A 17575-nucleotide genomic window follows, 5' to 3' on the forward strand; every position below is an offset into this window, starting at 1 on the left:
TGTTCAGGGTTAAATAAAATCAGAGTATCCTGCAATCCGCAGATGTGAAAGCAATCCGCAGTTGTAAAAAGGGTTGCGGCCTTTCTGTTTACTCATCGTACAAACCATCAAGGAATTCAAATGGCCTCTAATCTTATACGGAAACTCGTGCTTTCCAGCGTTTTGTTTTTTACCACTGCGGCATCGGCGGAAACCTTCGTATTCACGGCAATTCCGGATGAAGATCAAACCAAGCTGGTTGAGCGTTTTAGTGGCGTTGCAGATTACCTCTCTGAGCAACTTAACGTTGACGTGCGCTACATTCCGGTCAAATCCTATGCGGCGGCGATTACAGCGTTTCGTAACAACCAGGTACAACTGGCGTGGTTCGGCGGACTGTCCGGCGTGCAAGCTCGCAGGTTGGTGCCGGGTTCCGAAGCCATCGCCCAGGGTGTTGAAGACGAAGCATTCGAAACGTATTTTATCGCCAACACCAATTCCGGTATCAAGCCCGCAGACAAGCTGGCAGATCTGAAGGATCAACTGCAAGGTAAAACCTTCACCTTCGGGTCCAAAGGCTCAACCTCTGGCCGCCTTATGCCTGAGTTCTATCTGCGGGACACCTTTGGTAAAAAGCCCGAAGATTTCTTCTCGCGCGTTGGCTTTAGCGGCAATCACACCCGCACCCTTCGTTTGGTGGAAGCCGGCACGTACGACGTAGGCGCGCTCAATTTCCAGGTCTGGAATAAAGAATTGGGCGATGGAAGCATTGATACCGATTCCGTGCAGGTAATCTGGAAAACACCCGCCTACCCTGACTATCAGTGGACAATTCGTGGTGACGTAAACGAGCGCTTCGGTGAGGGCTTCAAGCAACGAGTGACCGACGCGTTGTTGAACCTCAAAGACCCTGCGCTGCTGGAAAGCTTTCCACGCTCCGGGTTTATTCCTGCGTCCGATGATGACTATGAACCGATTCGCAAAACAGCGGAAGAGATTGGAATTCTCGATTGATGAAAGGTTTCAATCTTTTGGGTCTTACGGCCTCATTCGGCGGCAAGCGGGTTATTGGCCCGCTGTCGCTGCAAGTTAACCCCGGCGACAAGATTGCGCTGGTGGGTAAAAGTGGTGCGGGCAAATCGACGCTCATTCGCTTGATTCACGAGCGGGTTAATCGGGAGTCTTCCCTGATACCACAAGATCTGGGCCTGGTGAATGCCTTGTCGGTGTTCCACAACGTATTTATGGGGCAACTGGATAGGCATTCGACCTGGTACAACACGTTAACGCTCGCCCGCCCTTTCTCGAAAGACCGGGAAGCAGTGCATTCTCTGCTTCAGTCTTTGGGAATGACAGAAAAGCTCTGGATTCCGGCAGCCTCTCTTTCCGGCGGCCAGCGCCAGCGCGTCGCCATTGCCCGGGCGCTCTATCGCAACGCGCCCGTGCTGTTGGCCGATGAGCCGGTTTCCGCACTCGATGGTCCCATGGCCAATTCGGTCATGACACACCTCAGAGACAGGTTCACAACCAGCGTTATTGCTCTGCATGACGTGGAACTGGCCCTAAATTATTGCACCAGGATCGTTGGCATACACGATGGCCAGGTTGCACTTGACCGGCCTAGCGAGCATCTTTCAGTCTCAGACATCATGTCTCTTTACTAGGTAACTCGTCCCGTTCCATGTTCTCTTCCCCAACGGTTCGCACCAGCCTCATTTTCCTCGCCATTGCCGTGGTCGGGTTATTTTTTGCGGATATTGCCATCACCACCGCAAATCCCTGGCAAGATTTGGGCAATTTTTTCCTCGGAATTGTAACCCCCAACTTTTTCAGCAGCGAAGGCCTTATGACCGCGCTGCTGAGAACGGTCGCGTTTGCGTTTGTGGGGGTTGTGTCTGGCGGGATCTGTGGTTTTCTGCTGGCACTGGTTTACCGGTTTTTACCGGTACGGATGTTCTGCGCGTTTATTCGCGCTATTCACGAGCTTTTCTGGGCGCTGATATTTCTGCAGTTTTTCGGCTTCCATCCGCTCACCGGCGTGTTGGCCATTGCCATCCCCTACGCCGGAATTTTTGCCAAGGTGTATTCAGAAATTCTGGAAGAAGCCGACCCTGAACCGGGTCGTGTTTTGCCGCCGGGCACGGGAAACATAACGGCGTTTCTCTATGCGCGCATCCCCGACTGCTGGGTAAAGATGCGCACCTATACAGCCTACAGGCTAGAGTGTGGCCTGCGTTCAAGCGCGATACTTGGTTTCGTTGGCTTGCCAACCCTGGGTTTTTATCTGGAAGCGTCGTTCTCGCAAGGGCTGTATTCCGACGCCGGCGCTATGCTGATCCTGTTTTATGTGCTGATTGCGACCATGCCGCTGTGGGTGCGGCCCAAGCTTCTGCCCATATACGTACTGGGAGCGCCCTTCTTTCTCGGTGAGGGATTACCCATTGTATGGGGTAACGTGCAGCGCTTTTTCACCGAAGACATTGTGCCGGCGCCTTTGCGCAACGGTGATGGCTTAACGGGCCTGATGCCCTGGCTGAGTGACCTGATGATCAACGAGGCCATGCCGGGTATCTGGAACACCATTGTGCTCACCCAAATTGCACTGGTGGCGACCGGCATTCTTTCGCTATTGGCTTTCCCGTTGATTTCCAATCATTTCGGCGGGCCCATTCGGCGTGGTGCCGGGCATGTTTTGCTGGTAATCACACGATCCACGCCTGAGTACATTCTGGCGTATATTCTGCTGCAGCTCTGGGGGCCCTCCATGCTGCCTGCGATCGTTGCGCTGGCGCTGCATAACGGTGGCATTATTGGCCATCTGATTGGTCGGCAAACCAGCTCCATTGAGCTGCGCTCCGATACGGTTCAAGGATTCAACCGGTACAGCTGGGAACTGGTGCCCCGTGTTTATCGCTCATTCCTGGCGTTTCTATTTTACCGTTGGGAAATCATTATGCGGGAAACGGCCATTCTGGGTATTCTTGGCATCTACACCTTGGGGTTCTACGTCGACAGCGCCATTCAGAATATCCGGTTTGACCGCGCCATGGTGCTGATTCTGGTAACGGCCCTGCTCAATATTGGCGTAGACACCCTCGGGCGTTATATTCGCCGCAAACTTGCCCTGCAAACCATGCCGACCTGCTAAAGAACCGGGCCAATCGTTGCGATAACGTTATGCCAGATTCTTGAGTGATAGTGCCAGGCCAGAACCGTGGGCAAGGTAACAACCTCGGAGCGGTCTATGTACGTTCGCTGACGCGCCTCGATTGCCAGAGTTGTTGCGCTGTCCTGCAACAGAATGTTGTTTTCATAGTTCAGATCAAAACTGCGCAAATCGAGATTTGATGAGCCGATCAAACTGATTTTTCCGTCGATGGTCAGGGTTTTGGCGTGAAGAAGCCCCCCTTTGAATTCGTGGATAATGCAGCCCGCATCAAGCAGTCGATGGTAGTAGCTTCGGCTGGCCGCAGCGACGATCCAGCTGTCGTTGACTTTGGGAAATATCAATGAGACGGCAACACCGCGATGGGCAGCCGAACACAGAGCTTCCAGAACCGTGGCGTCAGGCACAAAATACGGCGTCGACAGGGTCAGTTCACGTTGCGCGCAGGCGATCAAATTGGCAAAGAGCTGTGGCGTAGCGCCATGGCGCTCGGTGGGGCCAACGCCCATCACTTGAGCAGGAAACCCGCCTTCGGCGCGCTCGGAAGATAATGGAATGCCGTCCAGGGATTTATTCGTTGCCTGCATCCAGTCGCTGGCGAACAGCAACTGATTCTGAACCACAACGGGCCCCGTGAGCCGGAGCATGATATCCACCCAGGGCGCGTATTTCGCTTTTGCCTGAAACTCCGGGTCTGCGGAATTGCGGCTTCCACAGTACGTGATGCAGGAATCAATCACCGTTATTTTTCGATGATTTCGCAGATCAAGTCGGCTGGTCAGGAGAGTTCTGATCGGGTGTTTCAGTGGCAGCGCAACCGCAAGATGAACACCGGCGTCGTTCATACGTTGCCATAATGAGGACTTTATCAACAGTCGCGATCCCAATCCGTCAGCCATGGCCCGACAGGTGATACCTCGCCGCGCCGCTCGGATCAGCGCTTCAGCAATAGCACGGCCGGTGTTGTCATCAAACCAGATATAATAGAGCACGTGGACGTGGTCGGTGGCTGCATCTATGTCTGCGATCATTCTGGCAAGGGTGTCGTTACCATCTGCCATCAGCTCAGCGGTGTTACCCGTAGAAGGATGAAACCCGTTGATAGAGCCCGCATAGCGAAAAGCCGGTCGATAAACCGCCTCGATCAACGTCTCTGTGCTGGCCGCCTCGCCCATAAACCAGGAGGCTTTGGCTTTTATTTCTTCAAAGACTTCTTTATGCCGCTTATCGGCGCGGTGACCGAGGTCTGTTTCGCCGAACAGAAAGTAAATCCCACTGCCAAAATAGGGCAAAAGATTCAGCACGATAAACCATGCCAGTCGCCCTGGAGGCGACAGGTCATCGCGCAGAAGAATTCGAATGGTGAAGGTAACAACCAAAAGAGTGTGAAGTGCCAGTATGAAGGTCATCAGGCTCCCTTTTGAGAATAGTAAACCAGTGGGGACCGAACATAACGGCCGAAATCAGGCCCCGATGAAACCCACAACGACAATCGTTCGTAAGATACCCACACCCATTTAATGCTGAAGGGGCATTATGGACACTATCTGTCTTAAGGCAAAGGTTTCTAAACTGGCGCCAGACATGAGAAAATACGACGCTTTGAACTGTGCCCCACTCTCAGCCCTACTCTCAGAAACAGGACACTGCCGTGCAATCGGATATTTCCGTTAAGAACCTCAACAAGGTTTATGAGGGCGGTTTCCAGGCCCTGAAGAATATCAATCTGGAAATAAGCCGGGGCGAAATTTTCGCTCTGCTCGGCCCCAATGGTGCGGGTAAAACCACGTTAATCAGCATCATTTGCGGCATTGCCAACATGTCGACCGGTGAAGTGGTAGCCGGTGGCTACGACATCGTTAAAGATTATCGCAAGGCCCGTGAAACCATTGGTCTGGTGCCGCAGGAGCTCAGCACCGATTCGTTTGAAACCGTGTGGAATGCGGTCTCCTTCAGCCGGGGGCTGTTCGGTAAGGCCCCCAAGCCTGCACACATCGAGAAGGTGCTAAGAGACCTGTCGCTATGGGACAAGCGCAATAACCGTATCATGACCCTATCAGGCGGCATGAAGCGCCGACTGATGATTGCCAAGGCGCTCTCCCATGAGCCACGAATACTCTTCCTGGACGAGCCCACGGCAGGCGTTGATGTTGAGCTGCGCCGGGACATGTGGGAGATGGTGCGTAAGCTTCGGGAAGACGAAGTAACCATCATTCTTACCACCCACTACATCGAAGAAGCCGAAGAGATGGCCGATCGGATCGGGGTTATTCGCCAGGGCGAGATCATTCTGGTGGAAGAAAAAAGCATTTTGATGAGCAAGTTGGGCAAAAAAGAGCTTCGTCTGCAGTTGCAGCACAAACTCGAATCCGTGCCCTCCGAACTTGCTGCGGAGTCTGTTGAGCTTTCAGACGATGGTTATGAACTGATTTACACCTTTGACTCGCAACAGGAACAGTCCGGTGTGGCTCGCTTGCTGCGCACCCTCGGGGATATAGGCATTGAGTATCGCGATCTGCGCACCCGGGAAAGTTCCCTGGAAGAGATTTTTGTCGGCCTGGTGCATGAACAAGCCACCGGCTAACGGGAGAGAGACATGAATTTTTACGGTGTTAGAGCCATCTACAATTTTGAAATGTCGCGCATGCGCCGAACACTGATGCAAAGCGTGCTTTCGCCGGTGATCTCTACGTGCCTGTATTTTGTTGTTTTCGGATCAGCCATTGGTTCACGCATGGGCAATATCGATAACATTGAATACGCGGCCTACATCATCCCGGGGCTTGTGATGCTCTCCTTGCTGATGCAAAGCATCTCCAACGCGTCGTTCGCCATCTACATGCCGAAATTTTCCGGCACGATTTACGAGGTGCTGTCGGCACCTGTGTCTTATGTAGAAGTGGTGCTTGGCTATGTGGGCGCAGCGGCGACCAAATCGGTAATCCTGGGCCTGATTATTCTGGCCACCGCAAGACTGTTTGTGGACTACAGCGTGCTGCACCCCTTCTGGATGCTGTCCTTTCTGATACTGACGTCAGTCACATTCAGCATGTTCGGATTTATTATCGGCATCTGGGCCGACGGTTTTGAGAAGCTCCAGATTGTCCCCATGATGATCGTGACCCCGCTGACGTTTCTGGGCGGCACCTTCTACTCCATTGATATGCTGCCCGACATTTGGCAAACCATCAGCCTGTTCAACCCGGTGGTTTACCTTATCAGCGCTTTTCGCTGGGCATTTTACGGTGTTTCTGATGTTAATGTGGGTGTAAGCGCAGGCATGATTATGCTCTTTCTGGCGGCCTGCATGACGGGCATCTGGTGGATTTTCAAAACCGGATACCGGCTGCGTACCTGATGGCGATTCGCGGCGTTTTGTTGTGTTTTTCAGCCCTGTTAGCCGGGTGTTCTGCCGGCTCCGGGGCTGCAGAACCTTCCTCCGGCCTGCCGGTTGTCGAAGGGTGTTTCGTGACCGGCGCCAACACCGTGAACGTGAACCTTGAACTTGCAACGTCAACGCAGGAACGGCGCAAAGGGCTGATGGGAAGAAAATCCCTCGGTGCCGATTCGGGCATGTTGTTTCAGTATCAGGCTTTGCAAAGCGCGCACTACGGCTTCTGGATGTATCAAACCCTCCTACCTCTGGATATCGCCTACCTGAGTAACGATGGCGAAATCCGCAGCATCCAGCAGATGAAACCTTGCACATCAACCAACGGAGCCGAATGCCCAAGCTACCCTGCCGGAGTTGAGTTTGTGTCTGCCGTCGAAATGAACGCCGGATTTTACGAGGCCAACGGCATTAGCACAGGCAATTATCTCAGATTAGGACAACAGAACTGCCAAGGGCGTTAGCTGTCCTTCCATTCAGGCTTACGCTTGTCCAGAAAGGCACAAATGCCTTCGCGCGCATCGTCTGCACGCATGTTTTCCGCCATAACTCCGGATGTGTATTCATAAGCCTCGGCCAACGGCATCTCGACCTGCTTATAGAATGCATCCTTTCCGATTTTTAACGTGTGGCCCGATTTTTCAGCGATTGTGCGCGCCATGGCGTATACCGCTTCATCCAGCTGTGACTCTTCAACAACTCGATTTACCAGCCCAAGCTGCTCGGCGCGCCCTGCACTGATCATTTCGCCGGTGAGCAGCATTTCCATCGCATGCTTGCGGGATACATTGCGCGATAAAGCGACCATAGGGGTTGAGCAGAACAGCCCAATGTTGACACCTGGCGTGGCAAAACGCGCAGAATCGGCTGCCACCGCCAGATCGCAACTGGCAACCAACTGACACCCAGCCGCTGTGGCGACACCCGCCACCCTGGCAATCACCGGCTTTGGCAGATTCACAATCTGCTGCATCACCTCACTGCACCGCTTAAACAGCGCCAGTTGAAATTCGTGGGTATCAAGCTGATCGCGAATCTCTTTGAGATCGTGCCCGGCACAAAACACCTTGCCCGCCGCCGCAATAACCACAACACGCGTAGCGTCATCGGTTTTAATGTGCGTCAGCGCGTCAGAGAGCGCATCAAGCATGCTCATCGAAAGGCTATTACGCCGGTCAGGCTGATTCAGGGTAAGCGTGGTAACGCCGTTATCGTTCGTATTGCGTGTCAGCAGATCTGTCATCAACCATTACCTCGTATCTCGGATATCCGCGCTATCGGAAGGCCTTCAGTATCGGACAAGATACCCAGACTGTCGACGTGACGTCAGCACCCTTCAACCTCAGAGGCGAGAAAGCCCATGTTCAACTCCAACCTTCTCAAGACAATTATCGCAATCGCCATCATCGCCGGAGGCATCTACGTGATCGCAATTGACGATCCAGCAGTGCCTACAGGCGATATTAACAGCATTCAGCCGCTGCCAAATCAGGATTAGTGGCGACCAGTCTCCGCTGCCTGATCGGAGTATTAACTGCTATTGCGTTGCATGCAGAGGAAGAACATCACCTAAATGGCGAGCTTGAAAGCCGGGAAGAATACATAAGTTTGTTCGGGGAGTACCGATAAAGAAGAACAATGCTTGCTGCACGTAGAATGCGTTACAGCAAGCAATTGGGGGCAATTATCTAGTGCCTAAGAACTTCCACGCGACTACTTTGTTGCGGGCGTAAAACAGGAGTTCGCCTTCAGAAGCGTTATACGTGCCGAGACCTGAAAATTCGCCGTCTCGATCCTTGCCCAGTGCGTCTTCATCAGGATCATTGGCACAGAGTGAAGCAGTGTAGGTCAGCTCAAAAACATTAGTGGATTCATCAGGTATGGTGACTTGCCCGTTGAAAACACAGTCACGTTGATCGACTCCCGTGCCTCCCGTGATAGCACCATCGGGCGCTATTGTTATCACTGGGTCTTTACCCGGATCGGACATATTATAGGTCGTAGAAATCTTTTCTAATGTTAGGCCTGTGTCGCTCGATGCGGGAATTCGTAGAAGGACACTATTTGTGGATAAACTGTCTTTCTGAGCGCGTAAATTCGCCTCATCTGAAGATACGACTTGCCCGGACAAGCTTCCGCTGGTTATCTTCCAAGGGGGGCCCAGTATGAATTCATCGATCGTCCCGGAAATATCTCCAGAAGCAGAAAAACTTATATTACCGAAAGTAAAAGATGCTTTGTCCAGGTTCGCAACAAATTTACCCGTCGGACTGATAAGACTAAGGCCTTCCTTGGTGGAGCCGTTCGAAAATAACCGACCTATATTGTATACCCCTGACTTTAGCTCAGTGGCTGAACTGCCAGAACCACCGCTATCACCACCACCGCTGCAAGCGCTAAGCGTGAGCGCCGAAAATACCGCCAAAATTCCGATCGCAGTTTGCTTTACTCCCTTCAACATATGCTTACCTTTAATAAAAACGATATCTCTGTTATAGCACAGATTAGCGATCGGAATATTCAAGAAGTTAGCGAAGCGCAGAAGGCAGCGTTCCGGTCGTCTTGGACTGGCACGCACAGGTCAGCCTCCTTGCGCACGATAACGCACCAGTTTCCGCTGCGGAGCGATTTAAATTCAGACCAACGCTAGTATTTCAAGTAAGTGGTTCAGCGCAATAGTACTGCTGTGGCTTATTGCCGATTCGAAGCGTCTACACGGGTCGAGCGAATAGAAGAAGAAATGAACGCTGCAAACACATTGATTTTAATGGTGCTCCGGGCCGGAATTGAACCGGCACGACCCAGGGGTCGAGAGATTTTAAGTTATTAGCGCCCTTCTTTGAAGAAATTTGACATTGTTTTAATAAGCCATACAAAACAGCACTCTATGAAGATTTCCTAGAAATCGATGTTTGCAGTTCTTTGAAGAAATCCGCTAGAATTTGACCGATTCTGTCTACATAGTGTCTACATTAAGACACAAGAGACTTTCCGGCGAATTCGAGTGGAGCCCTACCCTTGAGAATTACCAAGAGCTTTATCGACAAAGTTCCCCTGCCCCAGATCGGTTCGGATGGTAAATCGAGCCAGGCGTTTTATCGGGATTCAGTCATCTCGGGTTTTGGTTTACGGGTGACCAGTGGCGGAGCCAAATCGTTCATCGTAGAAAAACGAGTGGATGGAAGGGTTAAGCGTAAAACTATCGGTCGATATGGCAACCTGACGCTGGAACAGGCCCGCAAGGAAGCCCAGAAATTTCTGGGTAAAGTCGCAACCGGCATAGACCCGATCCGTGAAGTTCAGGAACAACGCGCGCAACGCATCACGTTAAAAGACGCTTTTGATGATTACCTGGCTACCCGTAAAAACCTGAAGCCCAATACGCTCAACGACTACAACCGTTCCATGCGGGAGATGTTCAAGGATTGGCAAAGCAAAGCCCTTAAGGACATCAACCGGGATATGGTGTTGAGTCGCCATACGGAATACGGACAGCGCAGCCCTGCTCGGGCTGATAATGGCATGCGGATTCTACGGGCCGTTTTCAATCACGCCTTACAACGGTATCAGGATGCATCAGGCAAACCTTTTCTGGTGGCAAATCCAGTAGATGTGCTGAGCCATCAGCGCGCCTGGTACAAAGTGGAGCGCCGACAAAGCCTGATTAAAGATCATCAGCTCAAAGCTTGGTATGAAGCCACGATGCAACTGAACACGCAAACTACCCGAGACTATCTGCATCTGGTGCTGCTCACTGGACTACGCCGCACTGAGGCGGCAACCCTCACCTGGAAACAGGTGGATTTCAAAGACAAAACTCTAACGATTACTGAGACCAAAAACGGGCGCGTTCATCGGTTACCTTTCAGCGATGCCATTGAAGTGCTGCTGGAACGTCGATTTAAAGAGCAAGAAAGCCCTTATGTGTTTCCGAGCGATGCTGAACGTGGGCACCTCTCAGAGCCCCGTACGGCGATCAAGCGCGTGTGCGACCTGTCCGGTGTGACGTTCACCCTGCACGATCTGAGACGCACCTTTATTACTGCCGCAGAACGTCTCGACATTCCGGCCTACGCCCTGAAACGGTTAATGAATCATAAAGATCAAAACGATGTGACGGACGGTTACATCATTTTTAATGTGGAACGTCTGCGCTTGCCTATGCAGAAAATCACGGATTTTTTTGAAGCTCAATTCAAACTGGACGATCATGTTTGAGGCTAAAATTTGCAGTCGCTGCTCACTGATGAAGTCAGACTAAATGGATAGGCATACAACCGAAAGAAGGTGGGGTAAAAACATTGTCTGATCAGCACGATAAAACGACTGAGGAACTCAGAACGCACGTTTTCGACCTCATGGGCCGGTGCGTGCTTAACCTCCAACGATACGAACTTGGAATGAAAGGGTTTCTTTCGTTGTTGGTGCTCAGTGGTGACACAGAGACATGGGAAACGAACCTGCTGGAACGAAAGTCCCATTACAGCAGCAAGACCCTTGGGCAATTGATAGGCGACTTCACGGGCACCTATTTCTTGACGAAGAGCGAAGCTGAGTTGAAACCGGCGACAAATGATCATCCACTTCCAGAGCCCGTGCTGCCTCAGTTTGAGACGAGAATGAGCCTGATTGTAGGCCAAGAGGAGCGTCAGACGTTACTGGATGATTTAGCCTATCTTGTCGCCACGAGGAATGAATTGGTGCATCACTTTCTGCAGCGCTTTCCTCTGACTGACCAAGATTCCTGCGAGCAGGCTATCGCTCACCTCGAAACAGTGCAGGAAATGCTCAAGTCCCATATGAAACGGCTCCAGGGTTGGGATCAAGCGAGGGTAAGCGGCATGTCCGCCCTGAAGGATATGCTCCAGTCGCCTCAGATCAGAGCATGGTTCAAGTTTGGCTTTTTACCCGGAGACGATATTGACTGGCCCAACGCCCGTATCGTCGGAGAATTGATGCGCGCAGAATCCATGCTCACTAAGGACGGATGGACTGACCTGGCGCTCGCCATTGAAGTCATTAAGAATCAGAACCCCGACCTTACTCCCAAAGCCCACGGCTGCGTCAGTTGGCGGAACCTGCTCCATACGTCGGGTCTATTTGATATCCGCCGGAAGCGGGATCCAGAAGCAACTTCCATGACCTTTTTCAGGAGCCGGTGACACCATCCCTTTAACGGCAATTCAAACCTAACCAGATTGCTCTCATCTGCGAACCGTAAGGACAATTCGATGCTGCATTCCGTCATAGATCACCTGAGTGTCTGGGAGGTCGCCCACCGGTGGCACGGCTATGACCCCAACTCAACAGACCCACAGGCTTTGCCGTTAATCGTTCAAGACAGTCTTCGCACCATCACCCGACTGCAATTTTCCCACGAGCTCTTCGTTTGCTCACCCCAAGGGGTGGTTCGCAAAAGCCTGAAGTCCTTGCCGAGCTTTGATGATTTTATTGTTCCAGAACTCATGGATTCAGAAGTAGAGACGGGGCAGATAACGGACGGTTGTACAACACAGAGACTTCAGTCAACCGAATCAGCCAATGGTCTGAGCGAGGACGAACGCCAGGAGCGTTACGAAGATTTCTCGGCGAACTGGACTCGGCGGCACGACGAGGCGGTGAAGGATTTCCCTCTGTGTTTCGACCAGAGGGTGTTTCGAAAGGCTGACCTCGAAAAGGTTCATGTATTGAGGTCGGATGTACTTCATCTCTGTGAGATCGGTGGCGCGCCCCTGGCCTCCTTCTGGTTTTCGGAAATGGAACAACAGGATCATCAACGATATTTGGAAACCGGCAATTCAGGCGATTCCGTCCGTAACCGCGCCGCTCGAATGAAACGAGATGATATTGATGCCTTCTGGTCTCGCTTGGACTCCAAGCAAAAGCACCGGCTCCTTTGTCGTGAGATTGCAGCCCAGCTATGGCTTGCAAGCCCAGACCGAACCATTGCTGACCTTATCCGCGATCCGTCAATCAAGAATATTGGCGGCGGAAAATACTACGACGGTGATAAGACAGTCCGGGAATGGATCAAAGACTTGGATCCGCGCCCCAAAGAAATGAAAAAAGGCGGCCGCCCTGCCCGCCAATAAACCTCCCGTCTGACACTGCTAACCTCCCGTCTGAGCCAGGCGGGAATATTCTGCTTACCTCGAAACCCGCAAAGTCTCTCCAACGTCAAATAACGCGAATGGAGATACACCATGCACACAGCCCTATTCAATACCAAACAAGCCGCTGAGTTCTTAGGCGTAAGTTGCGCCTTTCTTGAGCGGGATCGCTGCTACACCGGACGTATTCGCTTCATAAAGGTCGGGAGTCGAGCGGTTCGATATCGTCTGGATGACCTAAACCAGTTCATTGAAAACCAGGTCCGCCGTTCAACATCCCATGTGGCGGTGTCGCTATGAGGGGTTTGACCATGCTCGGTACGTTAATGTTGAGCATTATCCTCAATATTCATTTTTTTGTGGATCAAAAGCGCCCGCAAAGTTTGAAAACCCATTTAGGTACTGAATGGCCTATTAGGTCATGGGTACCTATGGCAGAAGGTCGGACCCCGGTAATACCAAGGGGTTTGGCGTCAGGTACGGTACCTGATGAACCCCAAAACCGATACCTAATAGGTTCGGGGGTACTTGAGTTCCAGCCTTATAAACTTCACTCCGAACACAATGCTATTGGTCCTAAAGCATCAGAAAAGGTGTGACATGAAACCCAGCTATACCAGTCAAGAAACCTTGAACCGGGCGCAGGAATCTGCCGCCCGGTTTTTTGATGGATCTAACGGACCATTTATTGATCGGGTACACCCAGAGCTAAAGCTCAAACTTCAGGAGCAGCGGGTTGCTCGCCAGGCGGAAGTGGGCCAAAGGCGCGCTGAAGCCTATAGGCTAGTCAAGGCGACGAAAAGTCCGACAGACCGTTTCCCAGGTTTGACAGGGGCATTCTTCAACCGGAAACCTCACGGGTGCAAGCCCGTACCAATACAGTTGGAAAAGGCGAAGCCTGGATACGCACGTGACCTTGATCAGGCGGGCACGTGGACCGTTATTGAGCGTCGTGACTGGGCTGGTGAATACCGGATAAGGATGGAAACCAGGCCGGGAGCCGGTGCACAGACCCCGGACAACGCGGGGGATCGTATTACCTCGATGCTCACAGAACGTGGGGCCCGTAAAATATCGGAAGCCTGTTATTTTATGGCCTGCCAACGTGGCGGTTTTTCCACATTCGCAACCCTAACGTTAAGCCAGGACGCCCGCGAAAAACTTGGGCGCCGCGTAATGGTTCCAATGTTTCCGGCCAATGAATCCGGCTTTCCCGTAATACCCGCAGAGCCCGCCAGGGCCAAACAGGGCCCACTTGGGGTACGCTATGATTTGGAAAGCGAAACCCCACGGTATAACGTTGCCGAAATAAACCAGCAAGCCGGAAAAATTCGGCATGAGGAAAGCGGCGCGCTGTATACGCCGCTGAAAATGGGGTGGAAATGGTCAGTACAAAAAGAGGCAAGCCGCTTTTTCGAAGCCGCAAATAAAATGTATCAACGCGGGTGGCAGTATCAGAATGACCAGGGCGAAACGGTGAAAGTTGCCGGTTCCCGAAAGTGCGTAGCCAAAAAACGCCCGGCATTGAAGGGTGACCAGTTCGACGCAGTTGCGACCCCGATAAAATTTGAGCCTGAACCCCTGGCGTATTTATGGGTAGCTGAGAATCCCGACCGGATCGACACGGAAACCGGCGAATACCTGGGAGAGAACCCCCACGTGCATTTAATGATGAAATGGCGCGTAGACTTTCGTCACTTTGACGCCTGGGCCGCTCGACTTGAAAAACTATGGGGTCACGGGTTCGCACATTTGGAGAAAATCAAGGATCCGCAGAAAGCCGGGGGTTATGTAGCAAAGGCGGCGGGTTATCTAAGCAAAGCTCAAGGCAAAACCGATCAAGGAGACATCAGAGGCAACCGTTACGGCATAAGTACCAGAGCCAGGGCGCCCGGCTGGATTGAATGCGAACGGCACCAGGTTGGCCTCATGGGATGGCTCCTGGCTGAAGCACACGAGAAATGGAATACCAAACACGGCCCTAAAATAGCGCGTCGTGATTACCTGAAAAAGAAGCTAACTGGTGATATTAGCGTAAGAGCCGGAAAGGTAGTCCAGATCCTCGCAGCACAACCTCACGAGCGCAAAGCCATCGGCAACGCGCTTGAAAAGGTACGGCGTGAGATCGCACTTTTACCAAGAGTTAGCAAATATGGAGCCGTGTTTAAAAGACAGGAACAGCTAAACCGATTCATAACCTGGGCCCATCGCCAAGGGTGGTCAGAGCGACCGCAGGAAAGCCTATGGCTGAAACAATGGCGGCAGAATCAGTTGTTGCGAAGGAACGGGTCGCGCCTCAACGCCAGCGCGGAAGATTTTGCTGCCTGGTACCAACAAGCCGAATCGGGTGAGTTCGACCTCGAAGGTGATTATCGAGGATGGGACCCCGCAGACGAGCCGGAGAACAGCCGTATTTCGTCGCCTATTGCTGAAGCAAAGGCTCAACCTTCATACGTGAGATCTCCTTGGAGTTCTGTCAATAACTGTACTATTTCAAACCGCTTTGAAAGCTAGCTTCTTTTTGAACGGCAATATTCATCAGCTCTTTATTAAAGGAAATAGCATCTTGAGCATAGTGAGCGCGTCGATGGCAATTCGGACAAATGGCAACCACATTTTCCGGATGATCGGGGCCACCATCAGCTACCCGATATAAATGATGACACTCAAGATAGGGACCCATCTTTGACTGAAACGGAGCCGGCTCTTTGCACCCCTCACAAACTCCCTTAGCACGGGCCAAAGCATAAAGCTTTATCGCCTGAGACCGAAAAAATGCAGCATACCGCCGCTCAATTGTGCTTTGTGTGTTAGGTTTCTTGGCGAGAGCAGCGTTCCGAAGTTCATCGAGACTTTTTAGTTTGAGAGTTTTCAGCGACCCGATCTGAGGTGGGTCGCTCGTTGTAAGATCATGTCCCACGGGATCAGGAACGGAATCAACATCAAGATGAAAAACAAATACAATCCTATCGCTGCCTTCACGATCTGGTCGGATTTCTTCGTGGTATCCCAAGCACTCAGCGGAGCCGATGTACCTAACCACAGCTTTCCTTACATATTCAAAAAGGTGAAGGGTCTTCTGCGTGCGCGAGTGTTCCATAATGGCTTTATTACCAGACGCCATCTTCATGTCCCCGGTTTGACCCTCACCGGTATACCAGAAAACACCATCCTCCCGATATTCATCACGGTACCCGTGCTGCGCGCCTGTCTCTGAGGTAAAAAGGAAAATCGCCGGATAATTTTTTGGCGTGGATATACCGCCTTGGGCCTGCCCTCCGAATCGTCCATGAATATCAGTTTTTCGGCTGTATTCCTTGCCCACCTCAAAATGCATTTCCCACCTCAACCTTGTATTATAGTAATCTTATAACTCCACTCACGGTGGCGTTATAATAAACAAAAACATAAATAAAATACTTCTACACGCACCTGAGAACGAAAACCAAAATCAACAGGACTATGTTTGAAGCAACCCAGGTAAAAACAAATAAATTCCGCTGTTTTTCGATAAACTGTGTTTCAGAAGCCTTAGGGTCACTTTTGCCTAAAATTCTCTCAATATCGTCCGCTTTAAGAATATCGGTATATCGAAGTCTTATATCATCATACCGCTTTAAAAGTCTGTGCTTATCGCGGTTTACTTCTATAACCGAAACAATCAAGTAAATAAATGAAATAGCTATTAACGCGAATGCAACGTACGAAACCTCTTCGGTCATCAGTTGGGTCTGTTTTTTTTGAACTAAAACCCTAAGAAGAAATATTGAAATGAAAAATGTAATTATAGACCAAAATGTGCTTTTTAACGTCGAAAACATGCCATTGACAAGATCCTTCGATTTGTCCGATTGTGAATGTACAAAGTCGAGAATCTTGTTTTTGACATCGATATACTGCTTTACGTTTTCTTTGAGATAAATTTCGTAAGCTGAAAATATCGAAAGAGCTGCGCATTCCTCAATGTTGGCAATTTCGTCGCCAGGGCAATGCAGTGTAATTACATTTCTAGCAAGACCAATTTTATCGACAAAATTACCGGCGCCATACGTCCACTCATAAATAGTGAACAATTCTTTTAAAAATATAGGAGTGTTGCCATCGGGCTTAACCGCAGATGAGAAAGTTTTATATCCCTTAAGCGTATAATTTAGGGCATCTTTATCAACTGAAGTAATGTCAGCCAGGAATATTACCGACAAAGCAGAACACAATATATTAAAGTGCTTATCAATTTCATCGTTTCCTGAACTGCCTACCAAATAAAAATCTTCTGGAATCAAGCTAATTAAATAAGCATTTGCGAAATGAGAGCAACGATTCCGGTTATCAATTCGAGACTTTCTTAACTCTTTTGCCTCTCGATTCAGATTATTGTTAGCGATGGATTCATGAAATTGATATGCAGAAACAAATAAAAAACTATTCGTTCGAAAAGAAGGTACGTCGTCCCATACCTTAAACACCACTCCATTACAGTCCGAGAACCTATTCCACTTTTCTAGCGCCTCTTGTAGAGAAAGATTGCTTAGATATTTAGAAAAATCGTCCTGAGAATATACTGAAGTGACCGTCAGAGACGAGTCGTTAGAAAAGGCTTTATCTACCCTAATAGTTAAATGAAAATGCTCACCGTCTTCTATACGCGTGAGAGCATCGGCAACATTATCTAGTTTATCTCGTATAGACTCGGCGTCATGAGGATCGATGACAACTGGATCCTCTATACCCACAGAAAATTTAAGAGTAAATCGATCCTGGGTTTTAGGTTGATCCGCAAATAGGGCCTTTAAGTTATCAGATGCATCATCTAAAAGATAATGATCTTTCAATAAGAACTCGCCATCATATTTTACAAAGTTCTCATCTACAGAAATCTTTCCATAGGAACTAGACAGCAATCTCAAACAAGAACTTATAAGGCTCATT

General features: G+C 50.5%; 17 protein-coding genes. 12 read left to right on the forward strand and 5 right to left on the reverse strand.

What is annotated here, in order from left to right; all coding sequences use genetic code 11:
- Positions 1-120: 120 nt before the first annotated feature.
- Genes ENI00_RS00290 through ENI00_RS00300 form a run of 3 tightly spaced genes read left to right on the forward strand, consistent with a single transcriptional unit; the run spans position 121 to position 3127 of the window.
- Positions 121-993: a putative selenate ABC transporter substrate-binding protein gene (locus ENI00_RS00290; protein ID WP_304097112.1), complete on the forward strand. Its 873-nt coding sequence runs from the start codon at positions 121-123 to the stop codon at positions 991-993.
- Positions 993-1643, forward strand: a complete 651-nt coding sequence (locus ENI00_RS00295; protein ID WP_304097113.1) for a phosphonate ABC transporter ATP-binding protein — start codon at positions 993-995, stop codon at positions 1641-1643. The genes ENI00_RS00290 and ENI00_RS00295 overlap by 1 nt, the downstream gene beginning before the upstream one ends.
- 17 nt (positions 1644-1660) lie before the next feature.
- On the forward strand, positions 1661-3127 hold the full coding sequence (locus ENI00_RS00300; protein ID WP_304097116.1) for a PhnE/PtxC family ABC transporter permease: 1467 nt from the start codon (positions 1661-1663) through the stop codon (positions 3125-3127).
- Here the strand turns inward: ENI00_RS00300 and cls are convergent.
- On the reverse strand, positions 3124-4554 hold the full coding sequence (gene cls / locus ENI00_RS00305) for a cardiolipin synthase (protein WP_304097121.1): 1431 nt from the start codon (positions 4552-4554) through the stop codon (positions 3124-3126). The two genes, ENI00_RS00300 and cls, sit on opposite strands and share 4 nt — an antisense overlap.
- Before the next feature lie 242 nt (positions 4555-4796).
- On the opposite strand from cls, the gene ENI00_RS00310 reads away from it, so the two are divergent.
- Genes ENI00_RS00310 through ENI00_RS00320 form a run of 3 tightly spaced genes read left to right on the forward strand, consistent with a single transcriptional unit; the run spans position 4797 to position 7000 of the window.
- Positions 4797-5729: an ABC transporter ATP-binding protein gene (locus ENI00_RS00310; protein ID WP_304097124.1), complete on the forward strand. Its 933-nt coding sequence runs from the start codon at positions 4797-4799 to the stop codon at positions 5727-5729.
- Between the two features lie 12 nt (positions 5730-5741).
- Complete coding sequence (locus ENI00_RS00315) at positions 5742-6503, forward strand: ABC transporter permease (protein ID WP_304097127.1); 762 nt, start codon at positions 5742-5744, stop codon at positions 6501-6503.
- A complete protein-coding gene (locus tag ENI00_RS00320; RefSeq protein ID WP_304097129.1) occupies positions 6503-7000 on the forward strand; it encodes a DUF192 domain-containing protein in 498 nt (165 codons plus the stop codon). The genes ENI00_RS00315 and ENI00_RS00320 overlap by 1 nt, the downstream gene beginning before the upstream one ends.
- On the opposite strand, the gene ENI00_RS00325 is transcribed toward ENI00_RS00320, so the two are convergent.
- Positions 6997-7779: an enoyl-CoA hydratase gene (locus tag ENI00_RS00325; protein WP_304097132.1), complete on the reverse strand. Its 783-nt coding sequence runs from the start codon at positions 7777-7779 to the stop codon at positions 6997-6999. The genes ENI00_RS00320 and ENI00_RS00325 overlap by 4 nt on opposite strands.
- Before the next feature lie 117 nt (positions 7780-7896).
- Here ENI00_RS00325 and ENI00_RS00330 point away from each other — a divergent pair, with 117 nt between their 5' ends.
- Entirely contained in the window at positions 7897-8034 is a 138-nt protein-coding gene (locus tag ENI00_RS00330; protein ID WP_304097135.1) for a hypothetical protein, read from the forward strand.
- 186 nt (positions 8035-8220) lie between these two features.
- Here the strand turns inward: ENI00_RS00330 and ENI00_RS18830 are convergent, their stop codons facing one another.
- Positions 8221-9114 carry a hypothetical protein gene (locus tag ENI00_RS18830; RefSeq protein ID WP_304097138.1) on the reverse strand — a complete coding sequence of 298 codons (894 nt, stop codon included), beginning with the start codon at positions 9112-9114 and terminating at the stop codon, positions 8221-8223.
- A gap of 440 nt (positions 9115-9554) precedes the next feature.
- Between ENI00_RS18830 and ENI00_RS00340 the strand changes: the two genes are divergently transcribed.
- The 5 genes from ENI00_RS00340 (at position 9555) to ENI00_RS00355 (ending at position 15160) form a co-directional block, all read left to right on the forward strand.
- Entirely contained in the window at positions 9555-10754 is a 1200-nt protein-coding gene (locus ENI00_RS00340) for a tyrosine-type recombinase/integrase (protein ID WP_304097141.1), read from the forward strand.
- 182 nt (positions 10755-10936) lie between these two features.
- A complete protein-coding gene (locus ENI00_RS00345; protein ID WP_304097144.1) occupies positions 10937-11698 on the forward strand; it encodes an OST-HTH/LOTUS domain-containing protein in 762 nt (253 codons plus the stop codon).
- A 69-nt stretch (positions 11699-11767) separates the two neighbouring features.
- Positions 11768-12628, forward strand: a complete 861-nt coding sequence (locus tag ENI00_RS00350) for a hypothetical protein (RefSeq protein ID WP_304097148.1) — start codon at positions 11768-11770, stop codon at positions 12626-12628.
- Positions 12629-12739: 111 nt separating this feature from the next.
- Positions 12740-12946, forward strand: coding sequence for a helix-turn-helix transcriptional regulator (locus ENI00_RS18680; protein ID WP_414674183.1), 207 nt, complete (start codon positions 12740-12742; stop codon positions 12944-12946).
- A 972-nt stretch (positions 12947-13918) separates the two neighbouring features.
- Positions 13919-15160, forward strand: a complete 1242-nt coding sequence (locus tag ENI00_RS00355) for a hypothetical protein (protein ID WP_304097151.1) — start codon at positions 13919-13921, stop codon at positions 15158-15160.
- On the opposite strand, the gene ENI00_RS00360 is transcribed toward ENI00_RS00355, so the two are convergent.
- Entirely contained in the window at positions 15135-15983 is an 849-nt protein-coding gene (locus tag ENI00_RS00360; RefSeq protein WP_304097153.1) for an HNH endonuclease, read from the reverse strand. The two genes, ENI00_RS00355 and ENI00_RS00360, sit on opposite strands and share 26 nt — an antisense overlap.
- 85 nt (positions 15984-16068) lie before the next feature.
- Complete coding sequence (locus ENI00_RS00365; RefSeq protein ID WP_304097155.1) at positions 16069-17574, reverse strand: hypothetical protein; 1506 nt, start codon at positions 17572-17574, stop codon at positions 16069-16071.
- Position 17575: the final 1 nt, after the last annotated feature.

The organism is Marinobacter antarcticus, from assembly GCF_011049865.1.
Taxonomy (GTDB): domain Bacteria; phylum Pseudomonadota; class Gammaproteobacteria; order Pseudomonadales; family Oleiphilaceae; genus Marinobacter; species Marinobacter antarcticus_A.